The 12,950-nt window shown below is 68.0% G+C and carries 14 protein-coding genes and 2 pseudogenes; 7 read left to right on the forward strand and 9 right to left on the reverse strand.

Translation table 11 applies throughout. The annotated features are described in order from the left end of the window. A pseudogene (locus ACTMTF_RS47295) lies at positions 1-259 on the forward strand (alkaline D-peptidase); the annotation flags it as partial. Positions 260-376: 117 nt separating this feature from the next. On the opposite strand, the gene ACTMTF_RS47300 reads toward ACTMTF_RS47295, so the two are convergent. From ACTMTF_RS47300 to ACTMTF_RS47320, 5 genes are all read right to left on the reverse strand, one after another. Next, positions 377-2,149: an ABC transporter ATP-binding protein gene (locus tag ACTMTF_RS47300; RefSeq protein ID WP_441116649.1), complete on the reverse strand. Its 1,773-nt coding sequence runs from the start codon at positions 2,147-2,149 to the stop codon at positions 377-379. Then, on the reverse strand, positions 2,146-3,981 hold the full coding sequence (locus ACTMTF_RS47305) for an ABC transporter ATP-binding protein (protein WP_441116650.1): 1,836 nt from the start codon (positions 3,979-3,981) through the stop codon (positions 2,146-2,148). The genes ACTMTF_RS47300 and ACTMTF_RS47305 overlap by 4 nt, the downstream gene beginning before the upstream one ends. Before the next feature lie 85 nt (positions 3,982-4,066). Beyond that, positions 4,067-4,237: a hypothetical protein gene (locus ACTMTF_RS47310; protein WP_441116651.1), complete on the reverse strand. Its 171-nt coding sequence runs from the start codon at positions 4,235-4,237 to the stop codon at positions 4,067-4,069. A gap of 347 nt (positions 4,238-4,584) precedes the next feature. After that, positions 4,585-5,232, reverse strand: coding sequence for an NADPH-dependent F420 reductase (locus ACTMTF_RS47315; RefSeq protein ID WP_441116652.1), 648 nt, complete (start codon positions 5,230-5,232; stop codon positions 4,585-4,587). Between the two features lie 38 nt (positions 5,233-5,270). Next, entirely contained in the window at positions 5,271-6,020 is a 750-nt protein-coding gene (locus ACTMTF_RS47320; protein ID WP_441116653.1) for an SDR family oxidoreductase, read from the reverse strand. A gap of 95 nt (positions 6,021-6,115) precedes the next feature. On the opposite strand from ACTMTF_RS47320, the gene ACTMTF_RS47325 reads away from it, so the two are divergent. The 3 genes from ACTMTF_RS47325 to ACTMTF_RS47335 all read left to right on the forward strand — a co-directional run bounded on the left by ACTMTF_RS47325 (position 6,116) and on the right by ACTMTF_RS47335 (position 8,154). Further along, entirely contained in the window at positions 6,116-6,724 is a 609-nt protein-coding gene (locus tag ACTMTF_RS47325; RefSeq protein ID WP_397017730.1) for a TetR/AcrR family transcriptional regulator, read from the forward strand. A gap of 141 nt (positions 6,725-6,865) precedes the next feature. After that, positions 6,866-7,405 carry a hypothetical protein gene (locus ACTMTF_RS47330; protein ID WP_441116654.1) on the forward strand — a complete coding sequence of 180 codons (540 nt, stop codon included), beginning with the start codon at positions 6,866-6,868 and terminating at the stop codon, positions 7,403-7,405. A gap of 362 nt (positions 7,406-7,767) precedes the next feature. Continuing rightward, complete coding sequence (locus ACTMTF_RS47335; protein WP_441116655.1) at positions 7,768-8,154, forward strand: DUF5958 family protein; 387 nt, start codon at positions 7,768-7,770, stop codon at positions 8,152-8,154. A gap of 123 nt (positions 8,155-8,277) precedes the next feature. Here the strand turns inward: ACTMTF_RS47335 and ACTMTF_RS47340 are convergent, their stop codons facing one another. Together ACTMTF_RS47340 and ACTMTF_RS47345 are read right to left on the reverse strand one after the other, a co-directional pair. Beyond that, the gene (locus ACTMTF_RS47340; RefSeq protein WP_441116656.1) at positions 8,278-9,030 is read right to left on the reverse strand and encodes an ABC transporter permease; all 753 of its coding nucleotides are present in this window, start codon (positions 9,028-9,030) and stop codon (positions 8,278-8,280) included. Beyond that, positions 9,027-9,683: an ABC transporter ATP-binding protein gene (locus tag ACTMTF_RS47345; RefSeq protein WP_441116657.1), complete on the reverse strand. Its 657-nt coding sequence runs from the start codon at positions 9,681-9,683 to the stop codon at positions 9,027-9,029. The genes ACTMTF_RS47340 and ACTMTF_RS47345 overlap by 4 nt, the downstream gene beginning before the upstream one ends. Before the next feature lie 15 nt (positions 9,684-9,698). On the opposite strand from ACTMTF_RS47345, the gene ACTMTF_RS47350 reads away from it, so the two are divergent. Continuing rightward, the gene (locus ACTMTF_RS47350) at positions 9,699-9,920 is read left to right on the forward strand and encodes an ATP-binding protein (RefSeq protein WP_441116658.1); all 222 of its coding nucleotides are present in this window, start codon (positions 9,699-9,701) and stop codon (positions 9,918-9,920) included. Continuing rightward, a complete protein-coding gene (locus tag ACTMTF_RS47355) occupies positions 9,917-10,546 on the forward strand; it encodes a response regulator (protein ID WP_441116659.1) in 630 nt (209 codons plus the stop codon). The genes ACTMTF_RS47350 and ACTMTF_RS47355 overlap by 4 nt, the downstream gene beginning before the upstream one ends. Positions 10,547-11,023: 477 nt before the next feature. Here the strand turns inward: ACTMTF_RS47355 and ACTMTF_RS47360 are convergent, their stop codons facing one another. After that, the gene (locus tag ACTMTF_RS47360; RefSeq protein WP_441116660.1) at positions 11,024-11,893 is read right to left on the reverse strand and encodes a hypothetical protein; all 870 of its coding nucleotides are present in this window, start codon (positions 11,891-11,893) and stop codon (positions 11,024-11,026) included. 273 nt (positions 11,894-12,166) lie between these two features. Here ACTMTF_RS47360 and ACTMTF_RS47365 point away from each other — a divergent pair. Then, positions 12,167-12,322: pseudogene (locus ACTMTF_RS47365) on the forward strand (Tn3 family transposase); the annotation flags it as partial. A gap of 30 nt (positions 12,323-12,352) precedes the next feature. On the opposite strand, the gene ACTMTF_RS47370 reads toward ACTMTF_RS47365, so the two are convergent. Beyond that, positions 12,353-12,889, reverse strand: coding sequence for a hypothetical protein (locus ACTMTF_RS47370; RefSeq protein WP_441116689.1), 537 nt, complete (start codon positions 12,887-12,889; stop codon positions 12,353-12,355). Between the last annotated feature and the right edge of the window lie 61 nt (positions 12,890-12,950).

Genomic DNA, 12,950 nt, shown 5'->3' on the forward strand with positions numbered 1-12,950 from the left:
CCCCAACATGGACTACGGCCTGGGAGTGTTCGTGATGACCACCGACGACGGCCACACCGTCATCACCCACAACGGCGGCATCTCGGGCCACGCGGCCCTGATGTACAGCACCCCCGACGGCCGCAAGACCCTGACCGCCGCGCTGAACTATGTGGACGCCTCCGACCTGCCTCTGTCGGAGGCGTTCCAGAAGGCGACGCAGAGACTCGTCAACGAGGTGTTCCGCGGCGGGCGGACCGGATCGGCCCAGCCGAGCTGAGGCGCCTGACAGACGCCACCGGATGGAGCAGTCCCATCGAGCTCTCACCCGGCATGCAGGAGAGCGGCCCCGACCTTCCGAAGTCGGGGCCGCTCTGGACGCAGAGACGGTTTTCGGTCAGACGAAGTACCGGGCCTGCAGGCGGAACAATTCGGCGTAAAGTCCGTCGGCCTCACTCAGCGTGTCGTGGGTGCCGACCTCGACCACCCTGCCACCGTCCAGGACGACGATGAGATCAGCCGCCCGGGCGGTGGTGAAGCGGTGCGTGACGAGGACTGTCACGCCGCCCTCCAGGCGGTTCAAGCCGGCGTACTGCCGGAACAGCCACTCCTCGGCCCGCGCGTCGAGGCTGGCGCTGGGCTCGTCCAGAACCCGCAGCAGCGCCGCCTGTCGCATCGCCGCCCTGGCGTTGGCGACCGTCTGCCACTGGCCCCCGGACAGCCCTTCGCCGTCCCACGATGTTCGCCCGAGTCTGGTCTCCAGGCCCCCGGGCAGCGAAGCGAGGAGCTTGTCGCCGCCCGCCGTCCGCAGCGCCTCGGTGATCCGCTCCGGATCGTCGCGACGCTCGAGCCTGCCCAGCCCGATCGAGTCCCCCAGGGACATCTCGATGTGCACCGGGTCCTGGAAGGCCGCCGTGATCCGGGCGCGCCAGTCCTCCGGGGCGAACCGCGCGAGATCGGTCCCGTCCACCAGGATGCGCCCTTCGCTCGGCCGGTAGAGGCCGCTGAGCATCTTGACGAGCGTCGACTTCCCCGCGCCGTTCTCGCCGACCAGGGCCACCACGGCGCCGGCGGGGAGTTCGAGGTTGATGTCGTTCAGTGAAGGCTGATCACGGTTCCAGTACCGGAAGGTGAGCCCCTCCACCTTGATGCTGCCGTTCAGCCGGGCCGGCACCGTCACCGGCGCGGCCGGTACGACGGCCGCGCGCTCCACGGCGCCGTCCTCCACCACGTCGAGGAACGCCCGGACCGCCCGAAGCGACTCCAGCGTCCAGAAGGTCATGCTCAACAAGTTCTGCACCTGCCCGGTGATCTGGCTGGTGACGGCGACGGCCGCGACGACGAGGCCCAGCGAGGCGTCGCCGGTCAGGCCGGCCCGCACCATCAGGACGATGGCGGTCGCGTACGCCAGCACGAAGAACAGCCAGGCCAGCGCGACCGGTACCCGGGCCCGTCGGTCAGCCCGGGCGATGTCACGGCCTCCGGAGTCCCACTCCTCGCGGTGCCTGCGCCGCAGCTCGCCCGCCAGTCCGAAGAGACGGGTCTCGCGACCGGGTGCGGCCGTGGTGGCGAGCGTGAACAGATGACCGGCCAGCCGGGTCCGGGGCGTGGCACGTTGCACGGCCTGACCGCGCTTCTTGTCGGCCGCCCGGGTGGCCAGCACCGTGGGTACGGCGAAGAGCGGCAGGACGGCGAGAACGGGAACGACCGAGGCCATCACGACGGCCGACGCGATCAGGGCCAGCGCGGCTCCGGCCAGCCACACCAGCCGGTCGAAGGCCGGCCCGATGTCGCCCCGCGCACCACGGACCAGCGCCGCCTTGTCGGAGCGGCTCGAACGCTCGTGGACCTCCAGCGTCGGCGTCGTGCCCACCACGTCGATGAACCGGCGCTCGACATCGTTCTGAATCTCCTCCTGCAGGCGAAGGCGGGTGAAATAGCCGGCGATGAAGGTGCCCTGGGTGAGCATCACGAAGATCGCCACACACACCACGAGTGCCACCACACCGGTGGTCGAACGCCGGTTCGCCAGCTCGCTGAACAGTCCGAGCAGAACGGCGAGGCCGACTCCGGTGGCCTGTTCGAGAATCGCCACCGCCACCGCGAGCAGCGACCGGACCCGGTCGATGCGGGGTCCGGTCGTGAGGACGAAGCGCAGGGCGCTGATCAAGACGGTCCCTCCTCGAAACGCTTCGCCTGCAGGCGGAACAGCTCGGCGTACCGGCCGTCGGCGCTGATCAGCTCCTCGTGCGTGCCATCCTCGATGATCCGGCCGTGATCGAGCACGACCACCCGCTCCGCCTTGCGCACGGTCGCGAACCGATGCGAGATCGCGACGGTGGTGGCACCAGCGGTGAGCTCGTGGAACGTGTCGTAGAGCCGAGCCTCGGCGCGGGCGTCGAGGCTCGCGGCCGGCTCGTCCATGATCAGCAACCGGGCGCCGTGCCGCAGGCCGAACAGTGCCCGGGCGATGGCGATGCGCTGCCACTCGCCGCCCGACGCGTCGACCCCGCCCGTGTACCCACTGGACATCACCGTGTCCCAGCCGTCCGGAAGTCCCTCGACGAACTTCAGCAGCCCGGCCTGGCGCGCCACGGCGCGCAGGCCCTCCTCGTCGTCCGCGTGGGCCAGAGAACCGAAGGCGATGTTGTCCCGCACGGTCAGTTCATAGCGGGCGAAGTCCTGGAAGACGGCGACCACCTGACGCTGCCAGTTCCGGCGGTTGCCGTCCTCGATCGGGGTTCCGCCGACGCGTACGGCGCCCCCGCTCGGCGCGTCCAGACCGGCGACGAGCCGGGCCAGCGTCGTCTTGCCGGCGCCGTTGAGACCGACGACGGCGAGCGACTGACCCGCGGGAACAGTGAGGTCGATGCCGTGCAGCACCTCGTCGGAAGCGCCGCCGTAGCGGTAGCGCAACTCCTCGCAGGAGATGGTCCCGACCGGCGCCGGCCAGGGGTCCTCGTCCGGCGCGACCGGCGTCGCCACGACAGGAAAAGCGAACGCCTCGGCGGCTGCCTTCGAGCCGAAGCCCATACGGAGATCATCGTCATCAGCCCGGAGCACCTGAAGGAGCGCCCGGACGGCCAGGCCGCCGATCGCCAGATCACCCACCGTCGAACCTCCGGTGGCGGCCCGGTATCCCAGGAAGTAGAAGACCGAGGCGACCGTGAGGCCGGTGACCACGACCACCACGACGACGAAGAAGCGGTGCTCACGCCGCCTCTGCCAGACCTCCATCATGTTCGGGCGCCACTCCGACTGGTAGGCATCACGGAAAAAGGCGGCGAGGCCGAAGAGTCGGACTTCCCGGGCCGCGCCCGGCGTGGTCGGCACGTCCCGCAAATAGGACGTACGGCGCAGCTTCTCCGTCTGATCCACGGTCTCGATGACGGCTATCCGGTAGTTCTGGACCAGCCGGGAGTGGATGACGGCGAAGACGGCGAAGACGATCAGCCCCAGTCCCCAGGTGACCTGGGTGAGCAGTGCCGCGGAGCCGATGCTGGTCACCCACATCGACGCCTTGGTCGAGAAGCCGAAGACCGCTTCCCCGGGCGGCATGTCGATGGTTCCGTCGCCCCGGGCGCGCCCGAGCCGGCTGAGGTAGGCGGGATCCTCGAGGTGGCCGATGGTGGCAGGCTCGGAGGCGGCCATCATCACGCGCTCGCCGAGCCGACCGGTGACCCGGCGGCCGAGTGCCCGGCCCAGGGCCGTCCGCGCCGAATCGGCGAGGTGGGTGAGGAAGAACAGCACGACGATGACGGCGGCCCAGCGGTAGCACTCCCGTGCCGCCGGGGTGCCCAGGCCTTGGCCGATCGCCGAGGTGAGCCCATCTACCAGTTCGCCGATCGCGACGGTGATGCCGACCGGCGCCGCACCGGCGACGATGGCCGTGACCGCCGTCAGGATGGTCGCGGCCGGCGCCACCGAGAAGGAGTATCCGATGAGGGTGGGCATCACCCACCGCGTCGCCGGGGGCGGCAGCCGACTCGTATCCGCGGTCATGCCTGCTCCTCGTCGTCGAGGTCACCGGCGACCGTGGCCCGGACCTGGGCGCTTGACATCTTTCCTCCCTGGTCGAGCGGGGGCTTCACTCATGGCCGCTCTCGGGGAACTCCCGGCGCACGAGCGAGGACAGCGCTGTCGCAGGCACCTCGGGCCGCTCGAATGCCTCGTCCAGATCGGGAACGGTTACTCCCACACCGAACTCGATCCGGCCAGGCGAGGCGACGAGCTTCCGAATGGTGACACCGGCGTCCACCTCGCCGCAATGCAATTAAGACGTCGCGGAGGCGGCCCAGGGCGATGGCGCGCGCTCGGCCACCGCAGGCGTCGATCTCCGGCAAATGGGCCGGCAGGATCTTCTACGGGCCGGACCAGACCTTGATCAATCACTCAGCCCTTCGGAAACCAGGTCATGCGCACCTCGGTCGCGTGACGGCTGGTCCGCCGATCGCCTGCCTCTACAACACGTCGCGTTGATCGAGAACCTGACTGCGGTCCGGGTCTTCGTCGTACGGTACGTCGCCGAGGCTGCGCGCCCTGTTCGACCGGGTGGTGGTCCGGCCGGGTACTGGCGGTGGGCTCGTCTTGGCCCCAGGGACAGACTCACCTCAGGACGATCCGTCGTGCCCTGGCGAGGTTGGCGATCAGTTCGGAACGTGTCTGGTGCTCGTGCGCGACCCACGCGGGCTGACCGGGGCCGCTGCGCCACGACTCGCTGAGCGGGCTGTTGTCGACGGTGTCGAACCCGAACTGGTCGTACAGTCGCGTCACGAGTTCCACGGCTTCGGGAAAGTCGCTCGAGGCCGACAGCGCCAGACGGCCGGGGGCGCCCGCCGCTTTGCCCGCGGTGGTGATGCGGGGAGCTTGGATGTGGGTGAAGGCCTTGACGACCTTGGAGCGCGGAAGCTGTTCTTGGCGTAGTTCGTGAACGGTCTTCTCGCCCGAGTCGATGACCGGGATATGCCCATCGCGCCAGACCATGTAGTTGTTCGTGTCAAGCATGATCTTGCCTGCCAGCTCCTCCGCAGGCATGTCGTTGACCACCTTGAGGGGGACCGCCACGACTGCGAACTCACCGGCAGCGCCGGCGGCGGTTGCGGCACGCGCTGACGGTCCGAGCTCGTCAATGAGGTCCTTCAAGGTCTCAGGTCCTCGTGAATTGGCGATAACGACGTCGTAGCCGCTCGCGATCGCCGCCCGCGCGACCTGGCCACCGACCTCACCTGCGCCGATGATGCCGATTACGGTCATGGGTCCTTCACCTCAACCTCTCGGGTCGTCGGCCGGGCTCAGATCTGGTTCAGGCCGCCGTCGACGTACAGGCTCGAACCGGTAATGAAGCTGCTCTGCTCCGAGGCGAGGAAGGTCACGGCGGCGGCGATCTCCTCCGGGCGCCCGAGCCGGCCCAGCGGCACCTGCGCGGCCAGTTGCTGCCTGAGGCGGGCGGCCTGCTCCGAGTCGGGAGCGAGCCCCGACAAACCAGGGGTATCGGTCGGGCCGGGCGTGATGGTGTTCACCCGGATGCCGCGTCCCTTGAGCTCGTTGGCCCAGGTCCGGGAGAACGATCGGGTGGCGGCCTTGGTCGCCGCGTACACGCCGAACGCCTCGTCGCCGACGTCCACGTTGGTGGAGCCGTTCAAGATCACCGAAGCGCCGTCGTTGAGCAGGGGCAGCGCCTTCTGCACGGTGAACAGCGTGCCCCGGACGTTGATCCCGAAGAGGGTGTCGAAGTGCTCCTCGGAGACCTGCTCAAGTGTCACGAACTCGGCGACGGAGGCGTTCGCGAACAGTACGTCCAGACCCCGCCCCCGGCTGCGGATCGTCTCGTAGAGCCGGTCCAGGTCGGCCAGGTTCGAGATGTCGCCGATCACCGCGGTAGCCGCCGAACCCATCACGTCGACCGCCGCGTCGAGTTCGGTCTTGCGCCGACCGGTGATGAACACGTGTGCGCCCTCGGCCGCCAGTCTTACGGCACTGGCCAGGCCGATTCCGGTGCCGCCGCCGGTGACGAGTGCGGTCTTACCCTCAAGTAGTCCCATCCGAACAACCTCCTCAGACTTCCGCATCGATCGATGCGGAATTAGAACAGTAGCACTTCTGCAGCGATCGATGCGGAAGGGGTAGACTGCAGAACGTGGAGACCAAACAGAGCGGCCCCATCGGCCGGCCGCGAGGATTCGACGCCGACGAAGCCCTTGAGCGCGCCATGCTGGTCTTCTGGGAGCACGGCTACGAGGGGGCCAGCCTGACCAGGCTGACCGACGCGATGGGCATCTCCACCACCAGCATGTACGCAGCCTTCGGCAACAAGGAGGAGCTGTTCCGCAAGGCCCTGGAGCGCTACACCGAAGGCCCGAGCGCATACCTCGCCGAGGCGCTTGAGGAGCCGACCGCCCTCGGCGTCGCCACCGCGATCCTGTCAGGCACCGTCCGGACCACCACCCGCCCGGCTCACCCCCATGGGTGCATGGGCGTCCAGGGCGCCCTGGCCTCTGGCGACTCCGCGTATGGGGTCCGTGACCTTCTCGTCGCCTGGCGTAACAACGGCTGCTCCCGCGTCCGAGAGCGGTTCCAGGTAGCCATCGACGACGGCGAGCTGCCTCCGGAGACCGATCCGGGCCTGCTGGCCCGATACGTCACCACCTTGGCATTCGGCATCGCCGTGCAAGCCGCGAGCGGTGTCGGCCGCGACGAGCTCCAGGAGATGGCCGACGCCGCCCTACGCACCTGGCCCCTCCCCTGAAAACCGCCCGGCGCCTGCGTCAGGGCTCGGTGAGGGCGTCGACGGCCAGGTGCACCAGCGGCGCCCTTCCCGGCCGGGCGCGGGCGAGATCCGGTTCGGACAGATCGGACCTGGACCAGCAACCCCGAGGAATGCACCCGCATGACAACCAGTGCTCAGCAGCTGATCGAAGCGGCACGTCTCGCACCGCTGGCCGGCCCGTTCGACTGGGAGCAGGCCGAGCATCGGCTCGGGGCGCCCGTGCCGCAGGACTACCGCGAGCTTCTCGACGCAGGGGGTGGCGGACTCTGGCTGGACTACTTGAGGCTCTACGTTCCGGCGCCCGGCCCCGGTCTCAAGCACGTCGATCTCGAGAGGTCGGGGCTGGAGTTCGAACAGCTCCAGGACCTGTTCGAGGACGAGGTCGTGGGACCGCCCGACGATCTCGACCCTGATTCCAGGCTGCTGCCCTGGGCCTCGACCGGCACGGGGGTCACGCTCTATTGGCAGGTCTCACCCGAGGCGGCGGCCGATTCGTACCCGATCCGGGTCTCGGACCGGAACGGCGACGTGTGGGAGAGGTACGACCTGCTCACCACCGACCTTCTCCTGGGAATCGTCCAGGGCGAGGTGCACAGTGAGCTGCTCAACGAGTCGTGGATGGAACGCGACGTGCTCTTCAAGCCCTACGCCGACGAGTAGCGTGGTTCGCGCCCTGCTCGGTTCCTGCCCGACATTCGCCTGCCACGTGAGGCAGGCCCGTCTGGCTAGGACCACGAGAACGAGCACCGTTTGTCGTTAGAATGGGCCGCATCTGGGTGGGCGGGCTTGGGCGTGTTCACGAGTGTCAGCACCACTGTTGTCGTTGCGGTGGGATGATAAGGACGCTACTCCCTGTGAGGATGCGCCGTGTCCCGGTCGGAGAAGGTCGCGTGGCATGCCGACATTCGCCGTGACCATCGGACTGGGATGTCGGGGCGCGCGCCGAGCGCAAGTACGGGTGAGCTGCCGGACGGTGGCCAAGGCACTGGTGTCGGCGTGGCCGGAGCCGCACGGGGACGGCCATGACCACAAATCATCTTGTGATCCTCAACGAGCTCGCCCAGGAGCTGAAAGCACTCGAGACCGGCATCGCCTGGTTCAGCTCCCTGAACCCCGCCGAACAAGGCCAAGTCCTCCGTGAGCTCTCCAACTACTGCATCCAAGCCCACCCCAGCCAGGAAGAGACCGCCGAGAGCATCCGCCGCGCCGGCCTTCGCCCAACCCATACGCCTGCAATGCTCATCATCCGCCCAGGCCTCCCCAGACAGCTCAACAAGATCATCCATCTGCCGCAGGCCGAGCGGATCAAATCCTTCCGACTCCTGATCGCACTGCTCGGCATCGCTGACATGCGCAGACGACTGCAAGATTGCATCAACGGATGCAACCATCCCTGGCACCACCTCTAGGCCGGCACGCCCTACGAACCCCGATGCTCGCGACGAGGAGGGGGTCTTCGACGAGAACGGCTCCTGAAGTACTGAGCGATGATCATGGCTGCCGGCGGCCAGGCAAGTGTGGCCACCTGGGCGTCAGGATCCGTGGTGGGATCGCTCGTTGGCGATCACCGCGATCAACAGCGGGATCACCGCCCACGCGGCGAGCGCGGTGAACGCCGTCCAGGTGGGCATGATGTCTGGGACCTGCTCGATCAGTTGGAGCGCCGGGTACGCCGGCAGGAACGGGCTGATCTGCTCGCCCCAGGGCAGGTTCATGGCGAGGAACGGCAGCACGAGAACGATCGCCACCAGCGCCGCCGTCGCCACAGCGCCGTTGCGCAGGATCGTACCGAGCGCCAGTCCGAGCAGCGTGGTGACCACGATCATCAGCGTGCCGCCGGCGATCACCGTCCAGGCTCCGGCAGGCAGCAGCGAGGGGCGGAACTCCGCGGCGACGAACCGCCCGAAGAGATAGCCGGGCACGGAGATGAGCAGCGAACCGCCGACCGCGGCTCCGCTCAGGACTACCGCCTTGGCCATCAACACCCGGGCCCTGGACGGTGTTGCGACGAACGTCGTGTCGATCATGCCGGACGCGTGCTCGCCGCTGATGGTCATCGTGCCCAGCATGCCGAGCGGAAGCTGAGCCAGGACCACTCCCACGTACACGGCCACGACGATTCCCATGGCGGCCTGATCGCTCGTACGGGCGGGATCCCAGCGCGAGATGACGGTGGCGGCGCCCAGCGCGGTGAGCGCGAGCGACACCAGCACCCCGATGCCCAGCGCCCACCAGGTCGAACGCAGACTCCGCAGCTTGATCCACTCGGCGGCGACCGCGCTCACGGGGCGCTCCTTTCGATGATGTTCATGAACGCGTCCTCCAGCGACATGCCCGGGCCTACCAGCGCGGTGATCGCGGCGTCGGCGCGTAACCGGCCCTGGGCGACGACGATCAGATGGTCGGCCGTGACCGCCATCTCGCTCATCAGGTGGCTCGACACCAGCACGGTGCGGCCCTCGGCGGCGAGGGACTTGAGCAGGCCGCGCATCCAGCGGATGCCTTCGGGGTCGAGTCCGTTGGTGGGCTCGTCGAGCACGAGCACTTCCGGGTCGCCGAGCAGAGCCGCGGCGAGCCCCAGCCGCTGCTTCATGCCCAGCGAGAATCCGTCGACGCGCTTGCCTCCCACGTGGCCGAGCCCCACGAGCTCCAAGAGCCCGCCGATGCGGGTGCGGGAGATGCCGTTGGAGCGGGCCAGCCACCACAGGTGCTGCTCCGCCCGCCGCCCGCCCTGCACCGCGGTCGCGTCCAGCAGCGCGCCGACCTGGGTGAGGGGCCTTTTCAGCTCCCGGTAGGGCAGGCCGTTCACGGTGGCCCGTCCGGCGGTGGGCTGGTCGAGGCCGAGGAGTAGCCGCATGGTCGTGGTCTTGCCGGCGCCGTTCGGACCGAGGAAGCCGGTGATCCTGCCGGGCGAGACCGTGAAGGAGAGGTCGTCCAAGAGGCGCTGACCAACGTGCTCAAACACGCTGGAGCCCGCCATGTCCTGGTGCGGATCGAACGGCAAGCGGACGGGCTGACGGTGCAGATCACCGATGACGGCACGCGAGGCCGGGCACAGCCGTACGGACACGGCCTGACAGGGCTGCGCGAGCGCGTGCACCTCTTCGGCGGCGAGTTCGAGGCAGGCGCTCGCCCCGTACGCGGCTTCCGTGTGATGGCGAGGCTACCGCTGTGATCAGGGTGCTGGTGGCCGACGATCAGACGCTCATCAGGGCGAGCTTCCGCAGGTTGATCGACTCCACGCCGGGGTTCCAGACGGTCGGCGAGGCGGCGACGGGCGCGCAGGCGGTGACAGCGAGCGCTCGCGATCACCCCCGCCTGGTGCTCATGGACGTGCGCATGCCGGAGATGGATGGCATCGAGGCCACGCGTCGCATCTGCGCCGACCAGCCGAGGACGCGCGTGCTCATGGTGACCACGTTCGACCTGGACGAGTACGTCTACGGAGCGCTCCAGGCGGGCGCCGCGGGCTTCCTGCTCAAGGACACGCCACCCGCCGAACTGATCAGGAGCATGAACGTCATCGCGTCGGGCGAGTCGCTGCTGGCGCCGACCGCCACGCGGCGGTTGATCCAGCGGTTCGTGAACCCGCCATCGCGGGCAGGTGGCCTCGACATCACCGAACGCGAGCGTGAGGTCCTCGTCCTGGTGGCCCGGGGCATGTCCAACGCAGAGATCGCCCAAAGCCTGTACGTCAGCCTCAGCACGGTGAAAACGCACGTCAGCAACCTGCTGACCAAGCTCGATGCCCGGACCCGCGTCCACCTGGTCATCGCCGCATATGAGGCGCACCTTGTCTGAGTAAGTGTCTTCTTGAAGCACTTCCGGGGCGCGCGACGACGACGACTACCTCCGCGTGGAGGCCCACGCCTGCCCGATGACCTCCTGCGCCCCGGCCGGTTCGCCCTGTCGGACCGGCAAGGCCGTCGCCCTGGCCGAGCAGCTGCGCGCCGTCGGCATCGGCCGTCGAAGGTGTTGAAGGTGCGGAAGACGAGCGCTCCCCAATGCTGTCGGTCGCCTAGCCCTGCCTCTCCGTGACGGGTCACGCACATGGTCCTCCGCAGGCGGAGGACCATGTGTTCGAAGAGAGGCTTTCGGGGTTCCCGTAGCACTGGGGAGCGGACGTACGAGATCGCGGCCCGAACTCGCGGGGATCGGCAAGCGTGACCAGCACACTGTTGCGGTGTCGGACTCAGGCCGGAACCGCGGGCCGCGACGTCATCGGGTGATCTTCCGGCCGGTCGAAGGCGCCGCCCTCACCCGGCAGATCACCGGTTGCTAGCTCTTGCTCCAGATCGACGCGATCACGCCGTCCTCGGCGCTCAGGATCTGCGGCCGATACCCCAGCGTCTTCAACTGGGCGGACTTGACCGTGTAGGTGACCTTGGACAGGCTCAGGTACTCCTTCAGGCCGGTCGCGCTGCCCTTGCTCCACACGGTGGTGTACAGCTTGCCGGGCTCGACGGCCATGAGGACCGGACGCAGACCCTGCTTGGTCTTCGCGAGCAGCTCCTGGCCGCGCTCCTGCACGGTCTGGCCGAGGGTCACCTGCACGGCTCCGGTGGCGCCGCCGGCCACCCAGACGGCCGCGTACAGGGGCCTCTCCACCGTGCCGTACACGTCCAGGGACGCGATGCTGTAGCCGGCGGCGGTGAACTCGGCGTTGACCTTCGCGAAGGTCTCCTTGGACATGCTCAGCTGGGATTTGGCCAGCTGCGTGGTCTTTTCGAAGACCGCCCCGAAGACCGCGCCCGAGCCCGAGCCGGTGCCGCTGATCAGCTTGGGCTGGTAGCCGGCCGCCAGCTGCTCCTTGATGCGCTTGGGCAGGTCCGTGGCCGACAGGCCCTGCAGTACGTTGACCTTGCGGGTGGCGTCCTTGGTCCACAGGGACGTGTACTGCGGGCTGGCCGCGTTGGTCACGTTCAGCGCCGTGGGGACATAGCCCTTGCTCAGCAGGTCTTTGCCACGCTGCAGCAGCTTCGTCCCGCTGAGCGCGTCGAGCGAGAGCCACTCCAGCGGCAGGTTCTGGACGGTCAGGGTGTGCTTGGCGGACTGCTCGGCCATCGCCGGGGATGCGAGGGCCAGCAGGGGTGCGGTGGCGGTCGCCACCGCCGCGGTAAGGGCGGCAACCCTCTTCGCGTTCCTCATGTTCCTCCTCAGGTAAAGGTCATCCCAATTAGGGACAAGTCGTGACCATAACAGAGGATGAGGAGATAGCGACCCATTGTTACCGCGATCGTGACAAGGCCGTGTCAAAGCTCTCGACATCCGAGGCTTACTCATGTCTTGTGCTGCAAGAGTGCTCACGCTGGGGCGGGCTGCGAAACCGTGCAGGGCGTGCCCTCGGCTCTCCACCTCGGCGGCGAGTTCCGCGGCGGCCGCCATCGTCGCCACCGCGATCAGCATCTCGGCGTCTCGTCGATGCAGCACGATCTGGCAGAAGGGGGAGTCGCCGGCCACTTGAGCGTCCTCGCCGATACTCACGCCGCCGTCAAGCACCTGCGCGAGCAGGGCTTCCCGGTCACCGATGAGATGTGCGCGCGGCTGTCGCCAATCCAGTACGAGCACATCAACTTTCTGGGCCGCTACGCCTTCGCCCGCGCCGGGTCACGGGCCTGTATTTCCCTCGAAGGAGCCCAGGTTGATCAGGCTCACGCGGTGGTCCCAGGCGTCCCACCTCACATACTTGTGCGCGCCCCAGTAGTAATTGTCGAAGCCCATGAGGTCGCCGTAAGCCTCGTCTTCGCGCACCCGGTCGGGTCTGCTGAACGCGGCCAGGAATTCCTCGTACGAGGTCAAATGGTCAAAGTAGGACAGATGAGGGCCGTATATCGTGAAACCGACGACTGCCCCGGTTCGAACCTTGTAGGTGAGCTTGTCGGCGCAGTACAAGAATCCCTCTGACCGAGAAGCATGGTCGACGACCTCGTCGAGAGTCAGCCGCTGCCCGTCAGCGTCGTAATACTCCCTCTCGACGCCGGCCCCGCTGTGGTGTCGGGTGACTACGGAGGACTGAGCCTCGATGATGCTCCGGCGTGGAACCCTGGCTGTCGGTGCCCCCAGGGTTATCCCACCCATCTCGACCGTCGTGAGGTCAAGGTGGGGCAGGGACAACATGTCCAGGTTGTCGAGGATCTCGAGCATCGTCAAAGTCTAGGCTTGCCATCAATGCCAGGCGTGATGTCGACATTGCGCCTGCCTTAGG

The sequence above is a fragment of the Nonomuraea sp. ZG12 genome, from assembly GCF_052068115.1.
Classification (GTDB): Bacteria; Actinomycetota; Actinomycetes; order Streptosporangiales; family Streptosporangiaceae; genus Nonomuraea.

Excerpts from the sequence above, each read along its gene's own strand:
- ACTMTF_RS47320 (WP_441116653.1), bottom strand. The coding sequence starts at position 6,020 with ATGGGACTACTTGAGGGTAAGACCGCACTCGTCACCGGCGGCGGCACC.
- ACTMTF_RS47335 (WP_441116655.1), top strand. The coding sequence starts at position 7,768 with ATGACCACAAATCATCTTGTGATCCTCAACGAGCTCGCCCAGGAGCTG.
- ACTMTF_RS47330 (WP_441116654.1), top strand. The coding sequence starts at position 6,866 with ATGACAACCAGTGCTCAGCAGCTGATCGAAGCGGCACGTCTCGCACCG.
- ACTMTF_RS47360 (WP_441116660.1), bottom strand. The coding sequence starts at position 11,893 with ATGAGGAACGCGAAGAGGGTTGCCGCCCTTACCGCGGCGGTGGCGACC.
- ACTMTF_RS47305 (WP_441116650.1), bottom strand. The coding sequence starts at position 3,981 with ATGACCGCGGATACGAGTCGGCTGCCGCCCCCGGCGACGCGGTGGGTG.
- ACTMTF_RS47315 (WP_441116652.1), bottom strand. The coding sequence starts at position 5,232 with ATGACCGTAATCGGCATCATCGGCGCAGGTGAGGTCGGTGGCCAGGTC.
- ACTMTF_RS47370 (WP_441116689.1), bottom strand. The coding sequence starts at position 12,889 with ATGCTCGAGATCCTCGACAACCTGGACATGTTGTCCCTGCCCCACCTT.